Genomic DNA, 15,825 nt, shown 5'->3' on the forward strand with positions numbered 1-15,825 from the left:
TTCAGCATTCAATGGCCAAAAATGACTTGGGGCCGCTTCACGACCCTTCGCCGGTGACCCGCCCCCGCAAGGTAGGCACCGGCAGTTGGCCTGGTGCTATCGCTGCAAGAGCGGGATCACCCGCGAAGGGCTGCGCAGCAGCCCCATTCAATGCCTGAAACGTAAGCTTACTTGCGCTTCATCGACAGGAAGAACTCGTCGTTGGTCTTGGTCTGCTTGAGCTTGTCGACCAGGAACTCGATAGCCGCGATCTCGTCCATCGGGTGCAGCAGCTTACGCAGGATCCACATGCGCTGCAGCTCATCATCAGCGGTGAGCAGCTCTTCGCGGCGGGTACCGGAGCGGTTGATGTTGATGGCCGGGAACACACGCTTCTCGGCGATACGACGGTCCAGAGGCAGCTCCATGTTGCCAGTACCCTTGAACTCTTCGTAGATCACCTCATCCATCTTCGAGCCGGTTTCTACCAGCGCGGTGGCGATGATGGTCAGCGAGCCACCTTCTTCGATGTTTCGCGCGGCGCCAAAGAAGCGCTTGGGCTTCTCCAGCGCATGGGCATCGACACCACCGGTCAGCACCTTGCCGGAGCTTGGGATCACGGTGTTGTAGGCACGGGCCAGGCGGGTGATGGAGTCCAGCAGGATGACCACATCCTTTTTGTGCTCGACCAGGCGCTTGGCCTTCTCGATGACCATTTCGGCAACCTGCACGTGGCGGGTTGGCGGCTCGTCGAAGGTCGAGGCGACCACTTCGCCGCGCACGGTGCGCTGCATTTCGGTCACTTCTTCCGGGCGCTCGTCGATCAGCAGGACAATCAGGTGGCACTCAGGGTTGTTACGAGTGATGTTCGCCGCGATGTTCTGCAGCATGATCGTCTTACCGGCTTTTGGCGGAGCAACGATCAGGCCACGCTGGCCTTTGCCAATCGGGGCGCACAGGTCGATGACGCGGCCGGTGAGGTCTTCGGTGGAGCCGTTACCGGCTTCCATCTTCAGACGCTTGTTGGGGAACAGCGGCGTCAGGTTCTCGAACAGGATCTTGTTCTTCGCGTTTTCCGGACGGTCGAAGTTGATGGTGTCGACCTTCAGCAGGGCGAAGTAACGCTCCCCTTCTTTGGGTGGGCGGATCTTGCCGACGATGGTGTCGCCGGTACGCAGGTTGAAACGGCGGATCTGGCTTGGCGAGACGTAAATGTCATCGGGGCCGGCCAGGTAGGACGCATCAGCAGAACGCAGGAAACCGAAACCATCCTGGAGAATCTCCAGCACGCCGTCACCCGAGATCTCTTCGCCGCTCTTCGCATGCTTCTTCAGCAGGGCGAAAATCACGTCCTGTTTGCGCGAACGGGCCATGTTTTCGATGCCCATCTGTTCGGCCATTTCCAAAAGATCGGTAATCGGCTTTTGCTTGAGTTCAGTCAGGTTCATAAGGGGAATGACGTAATCATGTAAGAAGGGAGAATTAAGCTTTGGCTTAATGAGGCCGCGCCGCTAGATGGCGACAGGATCGCGTACTGATTCGAATTAGGGATGCTTCGGCGACGGCATGCAGAGGGCACTGGAGAAGCAGTGCGAGGCCGAATGTAACACTTGCTTTTTTCTGCGTCTAGTGCTCTGAAAAAGAAAAGCCCCGCATTTGCGGGGCTTTTCCATCACATCACAGGTGGGCGTCGAGGAACGCGGCCAGCTGCGATTTGGACAACGCGCCCACCTTGGTGGCTTCGACGTTGCCGTTCTTGAACAGCATCAGGGTAGGAATGCCACGCACGCCGTGCTTGGCCGGGGTTTCCTGGTTGTCGTCGATGTTCAGCTTGGCGACGGTCAGTTTGCCCTCGTAGGTGGCGGCGATGTCGTCCAGAACCGGAGCGATCATCTTGCATGGACCGCACCATTCAGCCCAGTAGTCGACCAGCACCGGGCCTTGAGCCTGCAGGACTTCGGCTTCGAAGGTGGCGTCGGTGACGTGTTTGATCAGATCGCTGCTCATGGATATCTCCAGGGTCGTAAGCAAAAAACGTGGCCCATGATAGCTGCACCCAAGCCCTACAGGAAGCCACGGACGATTGAGTGTAACTATAGTTGTGCAAGACCCCTCGAATCGAAACTGTCACACGAGTGTCATAGCATCGAATGGCACATTGCCTTGCATCAAGGCCCGGCGCAGTGCGCGTTGGCGTAAGCCAAGGATCGTGGCACGATTGCCGGGTTACCGACCGAGAACACACAGAATGCCGCAAACTTCCGCGAAGAACCTGTCTCTGATCGCCGCCATCGACCTGGGCTCCAATAGCTTTCACATGGTCGTGGCCAAGGCCCACCATACTGAGATCCGCATTCTCGAGCGGCTGGGCGAAAAGGTTCAGCTTGCCGCTGGCATCGACGAAGAGCGCAGGCTCAGTGAAGAAGCCATGGAACGTGGCCTGGAATGCCTGAAGCGTTTTGCCCAGCTGATCAACGGCATGCCGGCAGGCTCGGTGCGCATCGTTGGCACCAATGCCCTGCGAGAAGCGCGTAACCGCAACGTATTCATCCAGCGCGCCGAAGCTATCCTAGGCCACCCGGTGGAAGTCATCTCCGGGCGTGAAGAGGCGCGCCTGATCTACCTGGGCGTCTCGCACACGCTGGCCGACAACCCCGGCAAGCGCCTGGTCGCCGACATCGGCGGCGGCAGTACCGAGTTCATCATCGGCCAGCGCTTCGAGCCGCTGCTGCGCGAAAGCCTGCAGATGGGCTGCGTGAGTTTCACCCAGCGCTACTTCCGCGACGGCAAGATCACCCCGGCACGCTACGCCCAGGCCTACACCGCTGCACGCCTGGAGCTGATGAGCATCGAGAACGGCCTGCACCGCCTGACCTGGGACGAGGCCATCGGTTCATCCGGCACCATCCGCGCCATCGGCGCTGCGATCAAGGCTGCAGGCCTGGGCAATGGTGAGGTCAATGCCGAAGGCCTGGCTTGGGTCAAACGCAAGCTGTTCAAGCTGGGCGAAGCCGACAAGATCGACTTCGAAGGCGTCAAACCAGACCGGCGCACCATTTTCCCGGCGGGCCTGGCGATTCTCGAAGCGATCTTCGATGCCCTGGAACTGCAACGCATGGACCACTGCGACGGCGCACTGCGTGAAGGCGTGCTGTTCGACCTGTTGGGCCGCCATCACCATGAAGACGTGCGCGAACGCACCCTGAACTCGCTGATGGAGCGGTACCACGTCGACCAGGGCCAGGCCGCGCGGGTCGAGCGCAAAGCCTTGCATGCGTTCGACCAAGTCGCCGCGCAGTGGGACCTGAATGAAGGTAATTGGCGGGATCTTCTTAGTTGGGCGGCCAAAATTCACGAGATCGGCCTGGATATTGCCCATTATCACTACCACAAGCACGGCGCCTATCTAGTCGAGCATTCCGACCTGGCAGGCTTTTCGCGGGAAGATCAACAAATGATGGCGCTGCTGGTGCGCGGCCACCGCCGCAACATCCCCAAAGACAAGTTCGTGGAACTCGGCGATGAGGGCGTCAAGTTGCTGCGCCTGTGCGTGCTGCTGCGCTTCGCCATCCTGTTCCACCACATCCGGGGAACTCAACAGATGCCGAAGGTACAGCTCAAAGCGGATGAAGACAGCCTTGAGGTGGTGTTCCCCGAAGGCTGGCTGGAACAGAACCAGCTGACCCAGGCCGACTTCGCCAACGAGGCGCAGTGGCTGACCCGGGTCGGCTTCGTCCTCAGCGTACGTTGAGGACCGGGTTGCTCAGGCGCTCCAGCAGGGTCGCCTGAACGCTGCGCGGGTTCTGGTTGCCGGTCGGGGTGCTACGCACATAGCGCCCGTCAGGCTGCAAGGTCCAAGCATGGGTGTTGTCGGTCAGGTAGCCTTCCAGCTCCTTCTTCACCCGCAACAGCAGTTTCTTGCCCTCTACCGGGAAGCAGGTCTCGACGCGCTTGTCGAGGTTGCGCTCCATCCAGTCGGCGCTGGACAGGTAGATTTGTTCCTCGCCGCCATTGAGGAAGTAGAACACCCGCGTGTGCTCAAGGAAGCGGCCGATAATCGAGCGCACCTGGATGTTGTGGGAAACCCCCGCGATACCTGGGCGCAGGCAGCACATGCCGCGCACCACCAGGTCGATCTTCACGCCCGATTGGCTGGCCTTGTACAACGCTTTGATGACCTTGGCATCGGTCAACGAGTTGAACTTGGCGATGATGTGCGCAGGTTTGCCGTCCAGGGCGAACTGAGTCTCCCGGGCGATCATGTCGAGCATGCCTTTTTTCAGAGTGAATGGCGCATGCAGCAGTTTTTTCATGCGCAAGGTCTTGCCCATGCCGATCAGTTGGCTGAATAGCTTGCCGACGTCTTCGGTGAGGGCGTCGTCAGAGGTCAGCAGACTGTAGTCGGTGTACAGCCGCGCGTTCCCGGCATGGTAGTTACCGGTACCCAGATGCGCATAGCGCACGATCTCGCCCTGCTCGCGGCGCAGGATCAGCATCATCTTGGCGTGGGTCTTGAAGCCGACCACGCCGTAGATCACCACCGCACCGGCCGCTTGCAGACGGCTGGCCATCTGCAAGTTGGACTCTTCATCAAAGCGTGCGCGCAGCTCGATCACCGCAGTGACCTCTTTACCGTTACGCGCTGCATCCACCAAGGCGTCGACGATTTCCGAGTTGGCCCCGGAGCGGTACAGCGTCTGGCGTACCGCAAGCACGTGCGGGTCCTTGGCAGCCTGGCGCAGCAGGTCGATCACGGGAGTGAACGACTCGAACGGGTGCATCAGCAGAATGTCCTGCTTGCCGATGACACTGAAGATGTTGTCGGCATTTTGCAGCAGCTTGGGAATTGCCGGGGTGAACGGCGTGTATTGCAGCTCTGGGTGGCTGTCCAGGCCCGTGATGCTGAACAGGCGGGTCAGGTTGACCGGGCCATTGACCTGGTAGAGCTCGCTCTCGCTCAAGCTGAACTGCTTCAACAGATAGTCCGACAGGTGTTTCGGACAGGTATCGGCCACCTCCAGGCGCACCGCATCACCGTAGCGGCGCGAGAACAGCTCACCGCGCAGGGCCCGGGCAAGGTCGTCGACCTCCTCCGAATCCAGCGCCAGGTCAGCGTTACGGGTCAGGCGGAACTGGTAGCAACCCTTGACCTTCATCCCCTGGAACAGATCATCGGCGTGGGCATGGATCATCGACGACAGGAAGACGTAGTTGGCACCAGGGCCGCCGACCTCTTCAGGCACACGAATCACCCGTGGCAACAGGCGCGGGGCCGGGATGATCGCCAAGCCCGAGTCGCGGCCGAAAGCATCCACACCCTCGAGCTCGACGATGAAGTTCAGGCTTTTGTTCACCAGCAACGGGAACGGGTGGGTCGGGTCCAGGCCGATCGGGGTGATGATCGGTGCGATCTCGTCGCGGAAGTAGCGGCGCACCCAGGTCTTGAGCTTGGGCGTCCAGTAACGGCGGCGGATGAAGCGGATCGCGTGTTTTTCCAGCTCCGGCAGCAGCACGTCATTGAGAATCGCGTACTGGCGCTCCACCTCGAAGTGCACCAACTCGCTGATGCGTGCCAGGGCCTGGTGCGGCTGCAAGCCGTCGGCGCCGGCCAGCTCACGGGCAAAGTTGATCTGCTTCTTCAGGCCGGCGACGCGGATCTCGAAGAACTCGTCGAGGTTGCTGGAGAAGATCAGCAGGAATTTGAGGCGTTCGAGCAGCGGATACGACTCGTCCAGCGCCTGCTCCAGCACGCGGATGTTGAATTGCAGCTGCGAAAGTTCGCGATGAATGTACAGGCTGCTGTCGTCCAGGCTTGGTACGGCGATGGCCGGGGCAGGCGCTGCGGCCGGGGCTGCGGCTTCGACCACAGGCTCGGCAACCTCGGGCAGGTCCGGCGGGGTCTGCATCATCTCTTCGGGGACTGCCTGGGCGTCCTTGATCGCGACAGGGGTTAGCACTTCATTATTCATCTGACGTTCCTGAGGACGTTAACGCCCTATGATCAATTGAGCGGCAAGATAAGCGTCCATTATGACGGCTGTGTGACAGCTTCGCGCAAGGCGCGACTTGAAGCTGTCGGTATTGTCTGTGTAGGAAATGTTCACGTCGAGACACATTTGGACACTTTCCCGAACGCGCGCGAAGGGGTAGGCTGCGCGTTCATTTCGCCAGCACCTCAGAAAATGCTCCAACAATTCCTGCAGGATTTCGGCTACTTTGCCCTTTTTCTAGGCACCTTCTTCGAAGGCGAGACCATTTTGGTACTTGCAGGGTTCCTCGCGTTCCGCGAATACATGGACATCAAGCTGGTGGTGTTGGTGGCCTTTTGCGGCAGCTACGCTGGCGATCAGCTGTGGTATTTCATGGGCCGGCGCCACGGGCGCAAGATCCTCGCGCGCAAGCCGCGCTGGCAAGCCATGGGTGACCGTGCGCTGGAGCATATCCGTCGCCATCCGGACATCTGGGTGCTGAGCTTTCGCTTCGTCTACGGCCTGCGCACGGTCATGCCGGTAGCCATCGGCCTGTCCGGTTACTCGCCGCGCCGTTACTTGCTGCTCAACGGTATAGGTGCCGCAGTCTGGGCGTTGGCGCTGGGCCTTGCCGCCTACCATTTTGGCGCCATCCTCGAAGGCATGCTGGGCAGCATCAAGAAGTACGAGCTATGGGTGCTCGGCGCCCTGCTGTTGCTGGGCATCCTGCTGTGGTTGCGCCGGCGCTTTCGGACCCTGCGCGCCGAGCGCCGCGCTGCGGCACAAGAGCAGGCCGACAACGCTGAGCAGCAAGTAGCCGCCCAGAAGCAGCCAGAACACGGGCAAGACCACCGCTAACCCCAGGGTGGCGGCCAGGTATAGCGCCGGCGCCAACGTGAGCAAGCGCACCAACTCCAGGCCCAGTGCCCACGGCCGATTTTCCAGTGCCGCGCCCAACACGAACAAACCAAAGGCCATCAGCGCCCAGCCCAACACCAGAGCGGCAAGGGGTACGCGTTCGGCCACCTCCATCAAGTAGCTGCCCAAAGCGATGTAAGCCAAGAACTGCACCGCAACGTACACCTGCCACGCCCGGCCCAGTGCTACTTCGAACTTGTGGAACAACGCCAGGTTCTGCTGAGCCTGTGGATAAGCGGCCGCGACATCGGCCGGACGCCAGCCAGTGGGCATGAACCAGATACGTAGCTTGTCTTGCCAACGGCGTGTACGGCGGGCATCGCTGCACAGTTGAGCATAGAACTGCAGGTTCGCCCACAACGGGTTCCAACTGGCCAAGGGCGTGGTCACACCGAACACCACCGGTTCGTGCGGGTCTTCTTCCTTGAAGGTGCCAAACAGACGGTCCCAGATAATGAACACACCGCCATAGTTGCGATCCAAGTAAGCAGGATTCTGCGCATGGTGAACGCGATGGTTGGACGGCGTGATCAACACCCACTCAAGCCAACCGAGCTTGGGAATGTGGCGGGTATGTACCCAGAACTGGTACAGCAGGTTCAGCGACGCCACGGTGACAAACACCACAGGTGGCACGCCAAGCAACGCCATGGGCCGATAAAAGATCCAAGAAAAAAGGAAGCCGCTACTGGTCTGGCGCAGCGCGGTGGTGAGGTTGTACTCCTCGCTTTGGTGATGGACCGAATGCGCCGCCCACAGCACGTTACGTTCATGGCCCAGGCGATGCAGCCAGTAGTAGCAAAGGTCATACAGGACGAAGGCCAGCAGCCACACCCAGCCGCTGTTCTGGGGCAGGCGCAGTACCGCCAGATGCTCCCAGGCCAGTGCATAGCTCAGCAGCCCTACACCTTTGGTCAACAAGCCGGTGGTGGTGGACAGCGCACCGGTACTGAGGCTGTTGATCGAGTCGGCCAGGGTGAAGTTGCTTTGCTGGCGCACACGGTCGGCGAGCAGCTCCAGCGCAATCAACACGAAGAAGAACGGCACGGCCAGCAGAATCAGATCCATGGGCAACGCTCTCGTAGTTCATTCACACAGAGTAGGACGCGCCCCCAGTAATCCCTATGGCCACATCTGCCAAACTAAGGGACATTTAGCACCTCGAAAATGGAGTAATGAGCATGACCAAGAAAGTAGCGGTGATTCTTTCCGGCTGTGGGGTGTACGACGGTGCCGAAATCCACGAAAGCGTGATCACCCTGCTGCGCTTAGACCAGCGCGGTGCGCAGGTGCAGTGCTTTGCGCCCAACGTTGCGCAGATGCACGTGATCGACCACCTGACCGGTCAGGAAATGCCCGAGTCACGCAATGTGCTGACTGAATCTGCGCGCATCGCCCGTGGGGAGGTCAAAGATATTCGCCAAGCCAGGGCCGAGGACTTCGACGCGCTGATTGTGCCGGGCGGCTTTGGGGCTGCGAAGAATCTGTCCGACTTTGCCGTACAAGGCGCGGAATGTACCGTGAATCCGGAGGTGCTGGCGCTGGCCGAAGCCTTTGCCGAAGCGTGCAAACCAGTCGGTTTGATCTGTATCTCGCCTGCATTAGCGGCGAAGATCTATGGCCCAGGTGTGGTCTGCACCATCGGCAATGACGAAGGCACCGCAGCGGCTGTGGAAAAAATGGGCGCCAAGCACGAGCAGTGCGATGTGCACGACATCGTCGAAGACACCCAGCGCAAGCTGGTGACCACCCCTGCCTACATGGTCGCCACGTCGATCAGCGAAGCAGCCAGTGGTATCTACAAGCTGGTTGACCGAGTGCTGGAACTGACCCACGAAGGGGAGTGATCAGCCCCTACTCAGGCGGGTAAGAATTCGGTCCAAGGCATTGGCGAACGCCTGCTTTTCGCGTTCGCCATAGGGCGCCTGCCCGCCCCCGACCTGGCCCTGCTCACGCAATTCGGTGAACAGGTTACGCACCGCCAGGCGCTCGCCCATGTTGCGTTCATCGAACTCGCGGCCACGCGGGTCCAGGGCGGCCACCCCCTTCTTGATCAGGCGGTCAGCCAGCGGCACGTCGCTGCAGATCACCAGTTCACCAGGCACGGCGTGCTCGACCAGATAATCGTCGGCGGCGTCCATGCCGCTAGGGACCACGATCAGGCGCACGATCGCGAAGGCCGGCTTGGCTACGGCCTGGCCGGCCACCATCACTACCTCCAGCTGGCGCTTGAGGGCGAATTTGACGATCAGGTCCTTGGCTGCCTTTGGGCAGGCGTCGGCGTCGATCCAGATGCGCATTGTTTTAGATACCTTCATGACTGCGCCAGCTCCTTCGCGGGTGACCCGCCCAGCAGGACTGCGCATGCTTTTAGACCAGCGCCAACCTACAGAAGCGGCGTTAACCGCGAAGATGCCAGCAGTCTCAACCTTCAAACCACAGCCCGGCGCTTTTCGGCCAGGCGACTGCGGCCATACAACACCACAATGGCCAGCAATGCCACTGCCTGAGCACTGAGTGAATACACGTCAGGGTGAATACCCAGCCAGTCGAACTCGAAGAACGCCATCGGCCGCGTGCCCAGCACGCCCGCCTCTTGCAGCGCTTTCACGCCATGCCCGGCGAAAACCACCGACAAGGCACACAGCAGCCCTGCGTTGATGCTGAAGAACAACGACAATGGCAGCTTCGCCGAGCCGCGCAAAATAACCCAGGCAAGGCCTACCAGCAGCACCATCGCCGTGGCGCCGCCCGCCAGCACCGCTTGATGCCCAGCAGGGCCAGCCTGCAGCCACAGGGTTTCGTAGAACAGAATTACCTCGAACAGCTCACGGTACACAGAGAAGAACGCCAGCACGGCGAAGCCAAAGCGCCCCCCTCCACTGACCAGGCTGCTCTTGATGTAATCCTGCCAGGCAGCGGCATGCCGACGGTCGTGCATCCACACGCCCAGCCACAGCACCATCACGCTGGCGAACAAAGCGGTGCTACCTTCCAGCAGTTCGCGCTGAGCGCCACCAACGTCGATCACATAGGCAGCCACAGCCCAGGTGGCGAAGCCTGCAACCAAAGCCAAGGCCCAGCCGATGTTAACGCTGCGCATGGCCGAGTGCTGGCCGGTATTGCGCAGGAAGGCCAGAATTGCAGCCAGCACCAAAATGGCCTCAAGGCCTTCACGCAGCAGGATCAGCAGGCCGGAGACGAAGCTCAGGGACCAGCTCAGGCCATCGCTACCCAGCAGCTTGGCGGCTTGGTCGAGCTTGGCCTTGGCTGCAGCCAGACGCTGCTCGGCCTGGGCCACGGGCAACCCATCCTGCAGCGACTGGCGGTAGGCCATCAGGGCTCTTTCGGTACTTTTACGCGCGTCGGTGTCGATGTTGTCCAACGAGCTCTCGACCAGTTCGAAGCCTTCAAGGTAAGCCGCTACCGAGAGGTCGTAAGCCTGGTCATGGTCGCCCGCACGGTACGCCGCCAGGCTCTTGTCCAGGGTACTGGCGGTATATTCAAGCAACTGCGCCGGGCCGCGTTTGACCTGGGGCGGCTGAGCGCGCTGGGCGCGGAACGCTTCCAGGGCAGCAGCGCCCTCAGCGGCGGCGATTTCGGCAGGGGTCTGGCGGGCCAGGTCGGCGATGTTCCAGGTCTTAGCGCCCTTGGCCGCTTCTGGCTTGGCGCTGAAGCTGGCGATGTAGGCCGCCACGTCCCACCGCTGGCGTTCGTCGAGCTGGTCAGCGAACGATGGCATTTCGGTACCGTCGATCCCCAACGCCAACGTGTTGTAAAGGTCGAAAAGGCTCAGTTGATCCATGCGTTCAGTGTTACGCAGATTCGCTGGCGGGGGCTCCAGGCCTACCCCAGCAGGGCCATCACCGGCGCCGCTGGTGCCATGGCAGATGGCGCAGTTCTGCGCATACAGCGCAGCGCCTCGGGCAGCGTCCGGGGTGATGACGGGAGCCTGGCTGACCTCGTAGGCCACCGCCAGGCGCGCGCCCAACAGGCGTGCCTGCTTGGCCACCGCCGGGCCGTCCTGGCGCTGATCGATGGCTTGGCGCAACTCTTGTACGCCTTGCTGCAAACCGGCGTGCTCAGGGTTGTCCGGCAGGCCTTCGATCAAGTCCGCCAGCACACTGCTGAATTCCTGCTGCTCACGGTATTCGCCATCATCGACCACCTTGCCGTTGGCAACGGTTGGGGGGTAGTCGGCACCGATGTAATCCAGCAGATGCAGGGCCTTGGCGGCTTCGGCGGGGGCTTGGGCCTGCGCCTGGGCGCTGCATAACGCCAGCACCGGGCCAAGCAATACGGCCGGCAGCCAGGCGAGCAGACGGGAACGGGTTTTCATGGCCAGTCTCGGAGGGAATGCGAAAGAGAACATTGTTCACTTCCACTTTGCTTCTCTCAAGGGCCGAGATCGTATTTCATGAAAAATCTTGCGACAAATCAGATGAACTGAAAGGCGACAAAAGCGTGAACGGGTTGAAGCTGGTCTGTCCTCGCCATCACGCGAATAAAGCAAGGCTACTTAAATCACCCCCTTGACGGCGTTAGACTGACCAAATTGCCTACAACGTTCCAATTGGAGAACGCTCATTGGAAGACCTCAACTCGCTCTACTACTTCACCCAAGTCGTCGAGCACGGTGGTTTTGCACCGGCCGGGCGGGCGCTGGACATGCCAAAGTCCAAGCTCAGCCGGCGCATCGCTGACCTTGAGGAGCGCCTGGGCGTGCGGCTGCTGCACCGCACCAGCCGCCATTGTTCATTGACCGAGATCGGCCAGGCCTACTACAACCGCTGCCTGGCCATGCGCGTGGAGGCCGAAGGCGCTGCCGAGATCATCGAACGCAACCGCAGCGAGCCGCGCGGGCTGGTGCGCATCAGTTGCCCAACCACCCTGCTCAATGCCTGGGTCGGGCCGATGCTGACCCGCTACATGCTCAAGTACCCGCAGGTGGAGCTGTTCATCGAGAGCACCAACCGGCGCGTAGACCTGCTGCACGAGGGCTTCGACATTGCGCTGCGGGTGCGCTTTCCGCCGCTTGAAAACACCGACATGGTGATGAAAGTGCTAAGCAATAGCACCCAGTGCCTGGTCGGGCACCCGCGCTTGCTGGCTGAACTGCCCGAAGGCTTCGTGCCGCAGCAACTGGGCACGCTGCCTAGCGTTCACTGGGGCGGGGCGCAGCGGGAGTACCAGTGGGAATTGTTCCAGGGCGAGGCCAATAGCCGCAGCATTGTCATCGCGCACACCCCGCGCATGGTCACCGACGACCTGTTCGCCTTGCGTCACTTCGTGCTGGCCGGTGTGGGCATCGCCCACTTGCCAACGGTGGCCGTGCGCGAGGACCTGGCGGCGGGCCGCCTGGTGGAGCTGTTGCCAGGCTGGCACCCGCGCTGCGGCATCGTCCATGCGATCTTCCCATCGCGGCGGGGCTTGCTGCCTTCGGTGCGGGCACTGATCGATCACCTGGCCGAAGAATTCGCCCTCAGCGACATGGCTTGAAAAGGCTGGCAGAACGCAAAGGGGGCCGGTGAAGGCCCCCACTACCACTGGTTCAGAAGGCGAAACAGGAGCAACCCAACGCGCCCCAGAAGCCTTGGAAGTCGTTGATCGGTACGCTCGAATGCCGCGCCTTTTCATGGCTGTGGGCATGTACCCCACAAGGCCCGACACACTGGTGCGCCACCGCTGCCAGCGAAGGTGTGCCTACCCGCCAATGCCCTGGCACCTTGGTCACCGGGGACCATTCCGGCAGCACTGGCACCTGGGCCGGGCCGAGCTTGTCGAACTCGGCAGCGGCGTACACCACCTTGCCGTCGACGATGGTCAGCACCGACTCGATACCCTTGATCGCCTCTTCTTCGACACTGAAGAAGTCCAGCGACAATGCCGCGAGGTCCGCAAGCTGGCCAACCTTGATCTGGCCTTTCTTGCCCTGCTCGCTGGAGAACCAGGCACTGCCCTGGGTAAACAGCTGCAAAGCGGTGTCGCGGCTCAGGCCTTGCGGGTAAAGCTCCATGCCGCCGACTGTCTTGCCGCTGACCAGCCAGTACAACGAAGTCCAAGGGTTGTAGCTGGACACACGGGTCGCATCAGTACCTGCACCGACCGGCACGCCCATGTCGAGCATGCGCTGGATGGGTGGGGTCTGCTCGGCGGCCTTGGCACCGTAGCGGTCGACGAAGTACTCGCCCTGGAAGGCCATGCGGTCCTGAATGGCAATACCGCCGCCCAGTGCCCGCACGCGCTCGATGTTCTGCGGGGTGATGGTTTCGGCATGGTCGAAGAACCACGGCAGGCCATTGAACGGGATGTCGCGGTTGACCTTCTCGAACACGTCGAGCATGCGCGTGATCGATTCGTTATAGGTCGCGTGCAGGCGGAACGGCCAACGCTGCTCAACCAGGTGGCGCACCACCGGCTCCAGTTCTTCTTCCATGGTTTGCGGCAGGTCCGGGCGTGGTTCGAGGAAGTCCTCGAAGTCGGCGGCGGAGAACACCAGCATCTCGCCAGCGCCATTGTGACGCAGGAAATCGGTGCCGCTGTGCAACTTGACGCTAGAAGTCCACTTCCTGAAGTCGTCCAATTCTTCCTTGGGCTTTTGAGTGAACAGGTTATAGGCAATGCGCACGGTCAGCTGGTCTTTGTCGGCCAGCTCCTGAATCACCGAGTAGTCGTCGGGGAAGTTCTGGTAGCCGCCGCCGGCGTCGATGGCGCTGGTAAGGCCCAGGCGGTTCAGTTCGCGCATGAACTGGCGGGTGGAGTTGACCTGGTACTCCAGGGGCAGCTTCGGCCCTTTGGCCAGGGTGGCGTAGAGGATCATCGCGTTGGGGCGCGCGATCAGCATGCCAGTGGGGTTGCCGAACTTGTCACGCTGGATTTCACCACCCGGCGGGTTGGGGGTGCTTTTGTCGTAGCCAACCGCCTTGAGCGCGGCGCGGTTGAGCAGTGCACGGTCATAGAGGTGCAGCAGGAACACCGGGGTGTCGGGCGCTGCCTGGTTGATCTCTTCGAGGGTCGGCATGCGTTTTTCGGCGAACTGGAATTCGTTCCAGCCACCGACCACCCGCACCCACTGCGGAGTCGGCGTGCGCGCTGCCTGGTCCTTGAGCATGCGCAGGGCATCGGCCACCGACGGCACGCCTTCCCAGCGCAGCTCCAGGTTGTAGTTCAGTCCGCCACGTATCAGGTGCAGGTGCGAGTCGTTAAGCCCCGGTATCACCCTACGCTGCTTGAGGTCGATGATCTGTGTGCCACTACCCTTGTGGGCCATGGCCTCAGCGTCGCTACCCACGGCGATGAAGCGGCCTTCCTTGATGGCGACGGCGGTAGCAGTGGGGTTTTCGCGGTCAACGGTGTGCAGTTTGCCGTTGAACAGAATCAGGTCGGCGGTCATGGAGCCTCCTCGGGTAGATGTGCAGTGGGTTGTAGCAGGCTAGCCCAGCTCAGGTGCGCTGCTGGCCGAACCGGTAAATGGGCCGCAATGCGGCCCGGTGCCCTCAGCGGCTGAGGAATGCCAGCAAGTCTTGATTCAGTTGCTGGGCATGGGTAACCGCGAACCCGTGCGGCGCCCCGGCATACACTTTCAGCTGCGCTCCTGGGATCATCTGTGCGGCCTGCTTGCCGGTGGTTTCGAACGGCACGATCTGGTCGTCATCGCCGTGGATCACCAGGGTTGGCACATCGATCTTGGCCATATCTGGACGGAAGTCGGTTTCCGAGAAGGCTGTCACGCAATCCAGCGTGCCCTTGATCGAGGCCATCAGGGCAATGTTCAAGGTCTGGGTCTGTACCCCTTGGGAAACCTGCTGGCCATGGTTGATGCCATAGAACGGCGTAGCGAAATCAGCGATGAACTGGGCACGGTCGGCCAGCAAACCCTCGCGAATGCCTGCAAATACCGAGGGGTCGACGCCCTCGGGATTGTCATCGCGCTTACCGAACACAGGAGTCACCGCACCGAGCAGCACCAACCCGGCCACCCGCTCGCTACCGTGGCGGGCGATGTAGCGGCTTACATCCCCACCGCCCATGGAAAAGCCCACCAGGGTTACATCGCGCAGGTCGAGGTGTTCGATCAGCTCGGCGATGTCGTCGGCGAAAGTGTCGTAGTCATAACCGGTCCAAGGCTGGCTGGAACGGCCAAAGCCACGGCGGTCGAACGCGATGGTGCGGTAGCCCCGGCTGGCCAGGAACTCCATCTGCGAATCCCACATGTCAGCGTCCAGTGGCCAACCGTGGCTGAACAGCACCGGCTTGCCAGTGCCCCAGTCCTTGTAATAGAGGGAAGTGCCATCGCGGGTAACGAGAGTGGTCATGTCGATATCTCCTTGCAGGTTTGAGGGCTAAGGCGGCTTAGCCGCGCAGCCAGTTGGCACAGCGACGGGTGGCCCACGGCATGATGTAGAACACCACGGGCAGGATGACGAACAAGTTACCGATCAAATTGCCGAGAACCGGGCCGCCCAACAGCGGGAAGCGGGCGAACAACGGCGCCAGCAACTGCGGCACCACCAGGGTCATCGGGCAGATCACCAGGTAGGTCAGCAGCGCCTGCTTCCAGCGCGGCGGTTGGGCCGAATTGACGCTCGGCGGGGTGAACCAGAACTCCGGGTCTTCATGAACCTGGGTGTGATCGCCCCCATCGAGCAACGGCAGTACCTCATCGACCAGCGCCTGACGCTCTTGCGAGTTGACCCAAGCCTGCAGCTGGCTTGCATCGGCAAAGCGCACTACGGTGGTGAAGTGTAGGCCGCCTGCATCGGGTCGGATGACATTGACGTCCAGATGCCCGGGCTGGCGGCGAGCGGCGCTGACGGTGCGCTTGAGCCACGCCTCGTATTCACTCAGTGATTCGGCGCGCGCCTTGTGCTGGATGACCAGGGTCACCACGTTGCGATTGTCTTGGAATGCGGTGTTCATCGGCGTTCCTCGGGATGACTTGCCCGCATCCACTGGGCTA

At 61.3% G+C, this 15,825-nt stretch carries 12 protein-coding genes and 1 pseudogene; 4 read left to right on the forward strand and 9 right to left on the reverse strand.

The window, feature by feature from the left end:
- Window positions 1-167: 167 nt before the first annotated feature.
- Window positions 168-1,427 (reverse strand): transcription termination factor Rho, encoded by a 1,260-nt coding sequence (gene rho / locus HU725_RS22060; RefSeq protein ID WP_003253661.1) that lies wholly within the window; start codon window positions 1,425-1,427, stop codon window positions 168-170.
- Window positions 1,428-1,656: 229 nt separating this feature from the next.
- Complete coding sequence (gene trxA / locus HU725_RS22065) at window positions 1,657-1,986, reverse strand: thioredoxin TrxA (RefSeq protein WP_016392405.1); 330 nt, start codon at window positions 1,984-1,986, stop codon at window positions 1,657-1,659.
- 241 nt (window positions 1,987-2,227) lie between these two features.
- Between trxA and ppx the strand changes: the two genes are divergently transcribed.
- Complete coding sequence (ppx, locus tag HU725_RS22070; RefSeq protein WP_186476195.1) at window positions 2,228-3,730, forward strand: exopolyphosphatase; 1,503 nt, start codon at window positions 2,228-2,230, stop codon at window positions 3,728-3,730.
- Here ppx and ppk1 read toward each other — a convergent pair.
- Window positions 3,717-5,948 (reverse strand): polyphosphate kinase 1, encoded by a 2,232-nt coding sequence (gene ppk1, locus HU725_RS22075; protein WP_060477190.1) that lies wholly within the window; start codon window positions 5,946-5,948, stop codon window positions 3,717-3,719. The genes ppx and ppk1 overlap by 14 nt on opposite strands.
- Before the next feature lie 213 nt (window positions 5,949-6,161).
- Here ppk1 and HU725_RS22080 point away from each other — a divergent pair, with 213 nt between their 5' ends.
- The gene (locus HU725_RS22080) at window positions 6,162-6,806 is read left to right on the forward strand and encodes a DedA family protein (RefSeq protein ID WP_186476194.1); all 645 of its coding nucleotides are present in this window, start codon (window positions 6,162-6,164) and stop codon (window positions 6,804-6,806) included.
- A 501-nt stretch (window positions 6,807-7,307) separates the two neighbouring features.
- Here the strand turns inward: HU725_RS22080 and HU725_RS22950 are convergent.
- Window positions 7,308-7,934 (reverse strand): annotated as a pseudogene (locus HU725_RS22950) (sterol desaturase family protein); the annotation flags it as partial.
- A 113-nt stretch (window positions 7,935-8,047) separates the two neighbouring features.
- On the opposite strand from HU725_RS22950, the gene elbB reads away from it, so the two are divergent.
- Complete coding sequence (gene elbB / locus HU725_RS22090; RefSeq protein WP_060477193.1) at window positions 8,048-8,713, forward strand: isoprenoid biosynthesis glyoxalase ElbB; 666 nt, start codon at window positions 8,048-8,050, stop codon at window positions 8,711-8,713.
- Here the strand turns inward: elbB and HU725_RS22095 are convergent, their stop codons facing one another.
- Together HU725_RS22095 and HU725_RS22100 are read right to left on the reverse strand one after the other, a co-directional pair.
- Window positions 8,714-9,166 carry a YaiI/YqxD family protein gene (locus tag HU725_RS22095; protein ID WP_060477194.1) on the reverse strand — a complete coding sequence of 151 codons (453 nt, stop codon included), beginning with the start codon at window positions 9,164-9,166 and terminating at the stop codon, window positions 8,714-8,716.
- A 131-nt stretch (window positions 9,167-9,297) separates the two neighbouring features.
- A complete protein-coding gene (locus tag HU725_RS22100) occupies window positions 9,298-11,238 on the reverse strand; it encodes a cytochrome c/FTR1 family iron permease (protein WP_186476193.1) in 1,941 nt (646 codons plus the stop codon).
- A gap of 215 nt (window positions 11,239-11,453) precedes the next feature.
- On the opposite strand from HU725_RS22100, the gene HU725_RS22105 reads away from it, so the two are divergent.
- Window positions 11,454-12,365, forward strand: a complete 912-nt coding sequence (locus HU725_RS22105; protein ID WP_186476192.1) for a LysR substrate-binding domain-containing protein — start codon at window positions 11,454-11,456, stop codon at window positions 12,363-12,365.
- A gap of 52 nt (window positions 12,366-12,417) precedes the next feature.
- Here HU725_RS22105 and HU725_RS22110 read toward each other — a convergent pair whose 3' ends face one another.
- The 3 genes from HU725_RS22110 to HU725_RS22120 form a co-directional block, all read right to left on the reverse strand.
- Window positions 12,418-14,259 (reverse strand): amidohydrolase, encoded by a 1,842-nt coding sequence (locus HU725_RS22110; RefSeq protein WP_186476191.1) that lies wholly within the window; start codon window positions 14,257-14,259, stop codon window positions 12,418-12,420.
- Between the two features lie 103 nt (window positions 14,260-14,362).
- Window positions 14,363-15,181 carry an alpha/beta fold hydrolase gene (locus HU725_RS22115; RefSeq protein ID WP_186476190.1) on the reverse strand — a complete coding sequence of 273 codons (819 nt, stop codon included), beginning with the start codon at window positions 15,179-15,181 and terminating at the stop codon, window positions 14,363-14,365.
- 37 nt (window positions 15,182-15,218) lie between these two features.
- Window positions 15,219-15,785: an antibiotic biosynthesis monooxygenase gene (locus HU725_RS22120; RefSeq protein ID WP_060477199.1), complete on the reverse strand. Its 567-nt coding sequence runs from the start codon at window positions 15,783-15,785 to the stop codon at window positions 15,219-15,221.
- Window positions 15,786-15,825 lie beyond the last annotated feature (40 nt).

Source organism: Pseudomonas promysalinigenes (assembly GCF_014269025.2).
In the GTDB taxonomy this organism is placed as follows: domain Bacteria; phylum Pseudomonadota; class Gammaproteobacteria; order Pseudomonadales; family Pseudomonadaceae; genus Aquipseudomonas; species Aquipseudomonas promysalinigenes.

Excerpts from the sequence above, each read along its gene's own strand:
- HU725_RS22100 (WP_186476193.1), bottom strand. The coding sequence starts at position 11,238 with ATGTTCTCTTTCGCATTCCCTCCGAGACTGGCCATGAAAACCCGTTCC.
- trxA (WP_016392405.1), bottom strand. The coding sequence starts at position 1,986 with ATGAGCAGCGATCTGATCAAACACGTCACCGACGCCACCTTCGAAGCC.
- HU725_RS22080 (WP_186476194.1), top strand. The coding sequence starts at position 6,162 with ATGCTCCAACAATTCCTGCAGGATTTCGGCTACTTTGCCCTTTTTCTA.
- ppx (WP_186476195.1), top strand. The coding sequence starts at position 2,228 with ATGCCGCAAACTTCCGCGAAGAACCTGTCTCTGATCGCCGCCATCGAC.
- ppk1 (WP_060477190.1), bottom strand. The coding sequence starts at position 5,948 with ATGAATAATGAAGTGCTAACCCCTGTCGCGATCAAGGACGCCCAGGCA.
- rho (WP_003253661.1), bottom strand. The coding sequence starts at position 1,427 with ATGAACCTGACTGAACTCAAGCAAAAGCCGATTACCGATCTTTTGGAA.
- HU725_RS22095 (WP_060477194.1), bottom strand. The coding sequence starts at position 9,166 with ATGCGCATCTGGATCGACGCCGACGCCTGCCCAAAGGCAGCCAAGGAC.
- HU725_RS22115 (WP_186476190.1), bottom strand. The coding sequence starts at position 15,181 with ATGACCACTCTCGTTACCCGCGATGGCACTTCCCTCTATTACAAGGAC.
- HU725_RS22110 (WP_186476191.1), bottom strand. The coding sequence starts at position 14,259 with ATGACCGCCGACCTGATTCTGTTCAACGGCAAACTGCACACCGTTGAC.
- elbB (WP_060477193.1), top strand. The coding sequence starts at position 8,048 with ATGACCAAGAAAGTAGCGGTGATTCTTTCCGGCTGTGGGGTGTACGAC.
- HU725_RS22120 (WP_060477199.1), bottom strand. The coding sequence starts at position 15,785 with ATGAACACCGCATTCCAAGACAATCGCAACGTGGTGACCCTGGTCATC.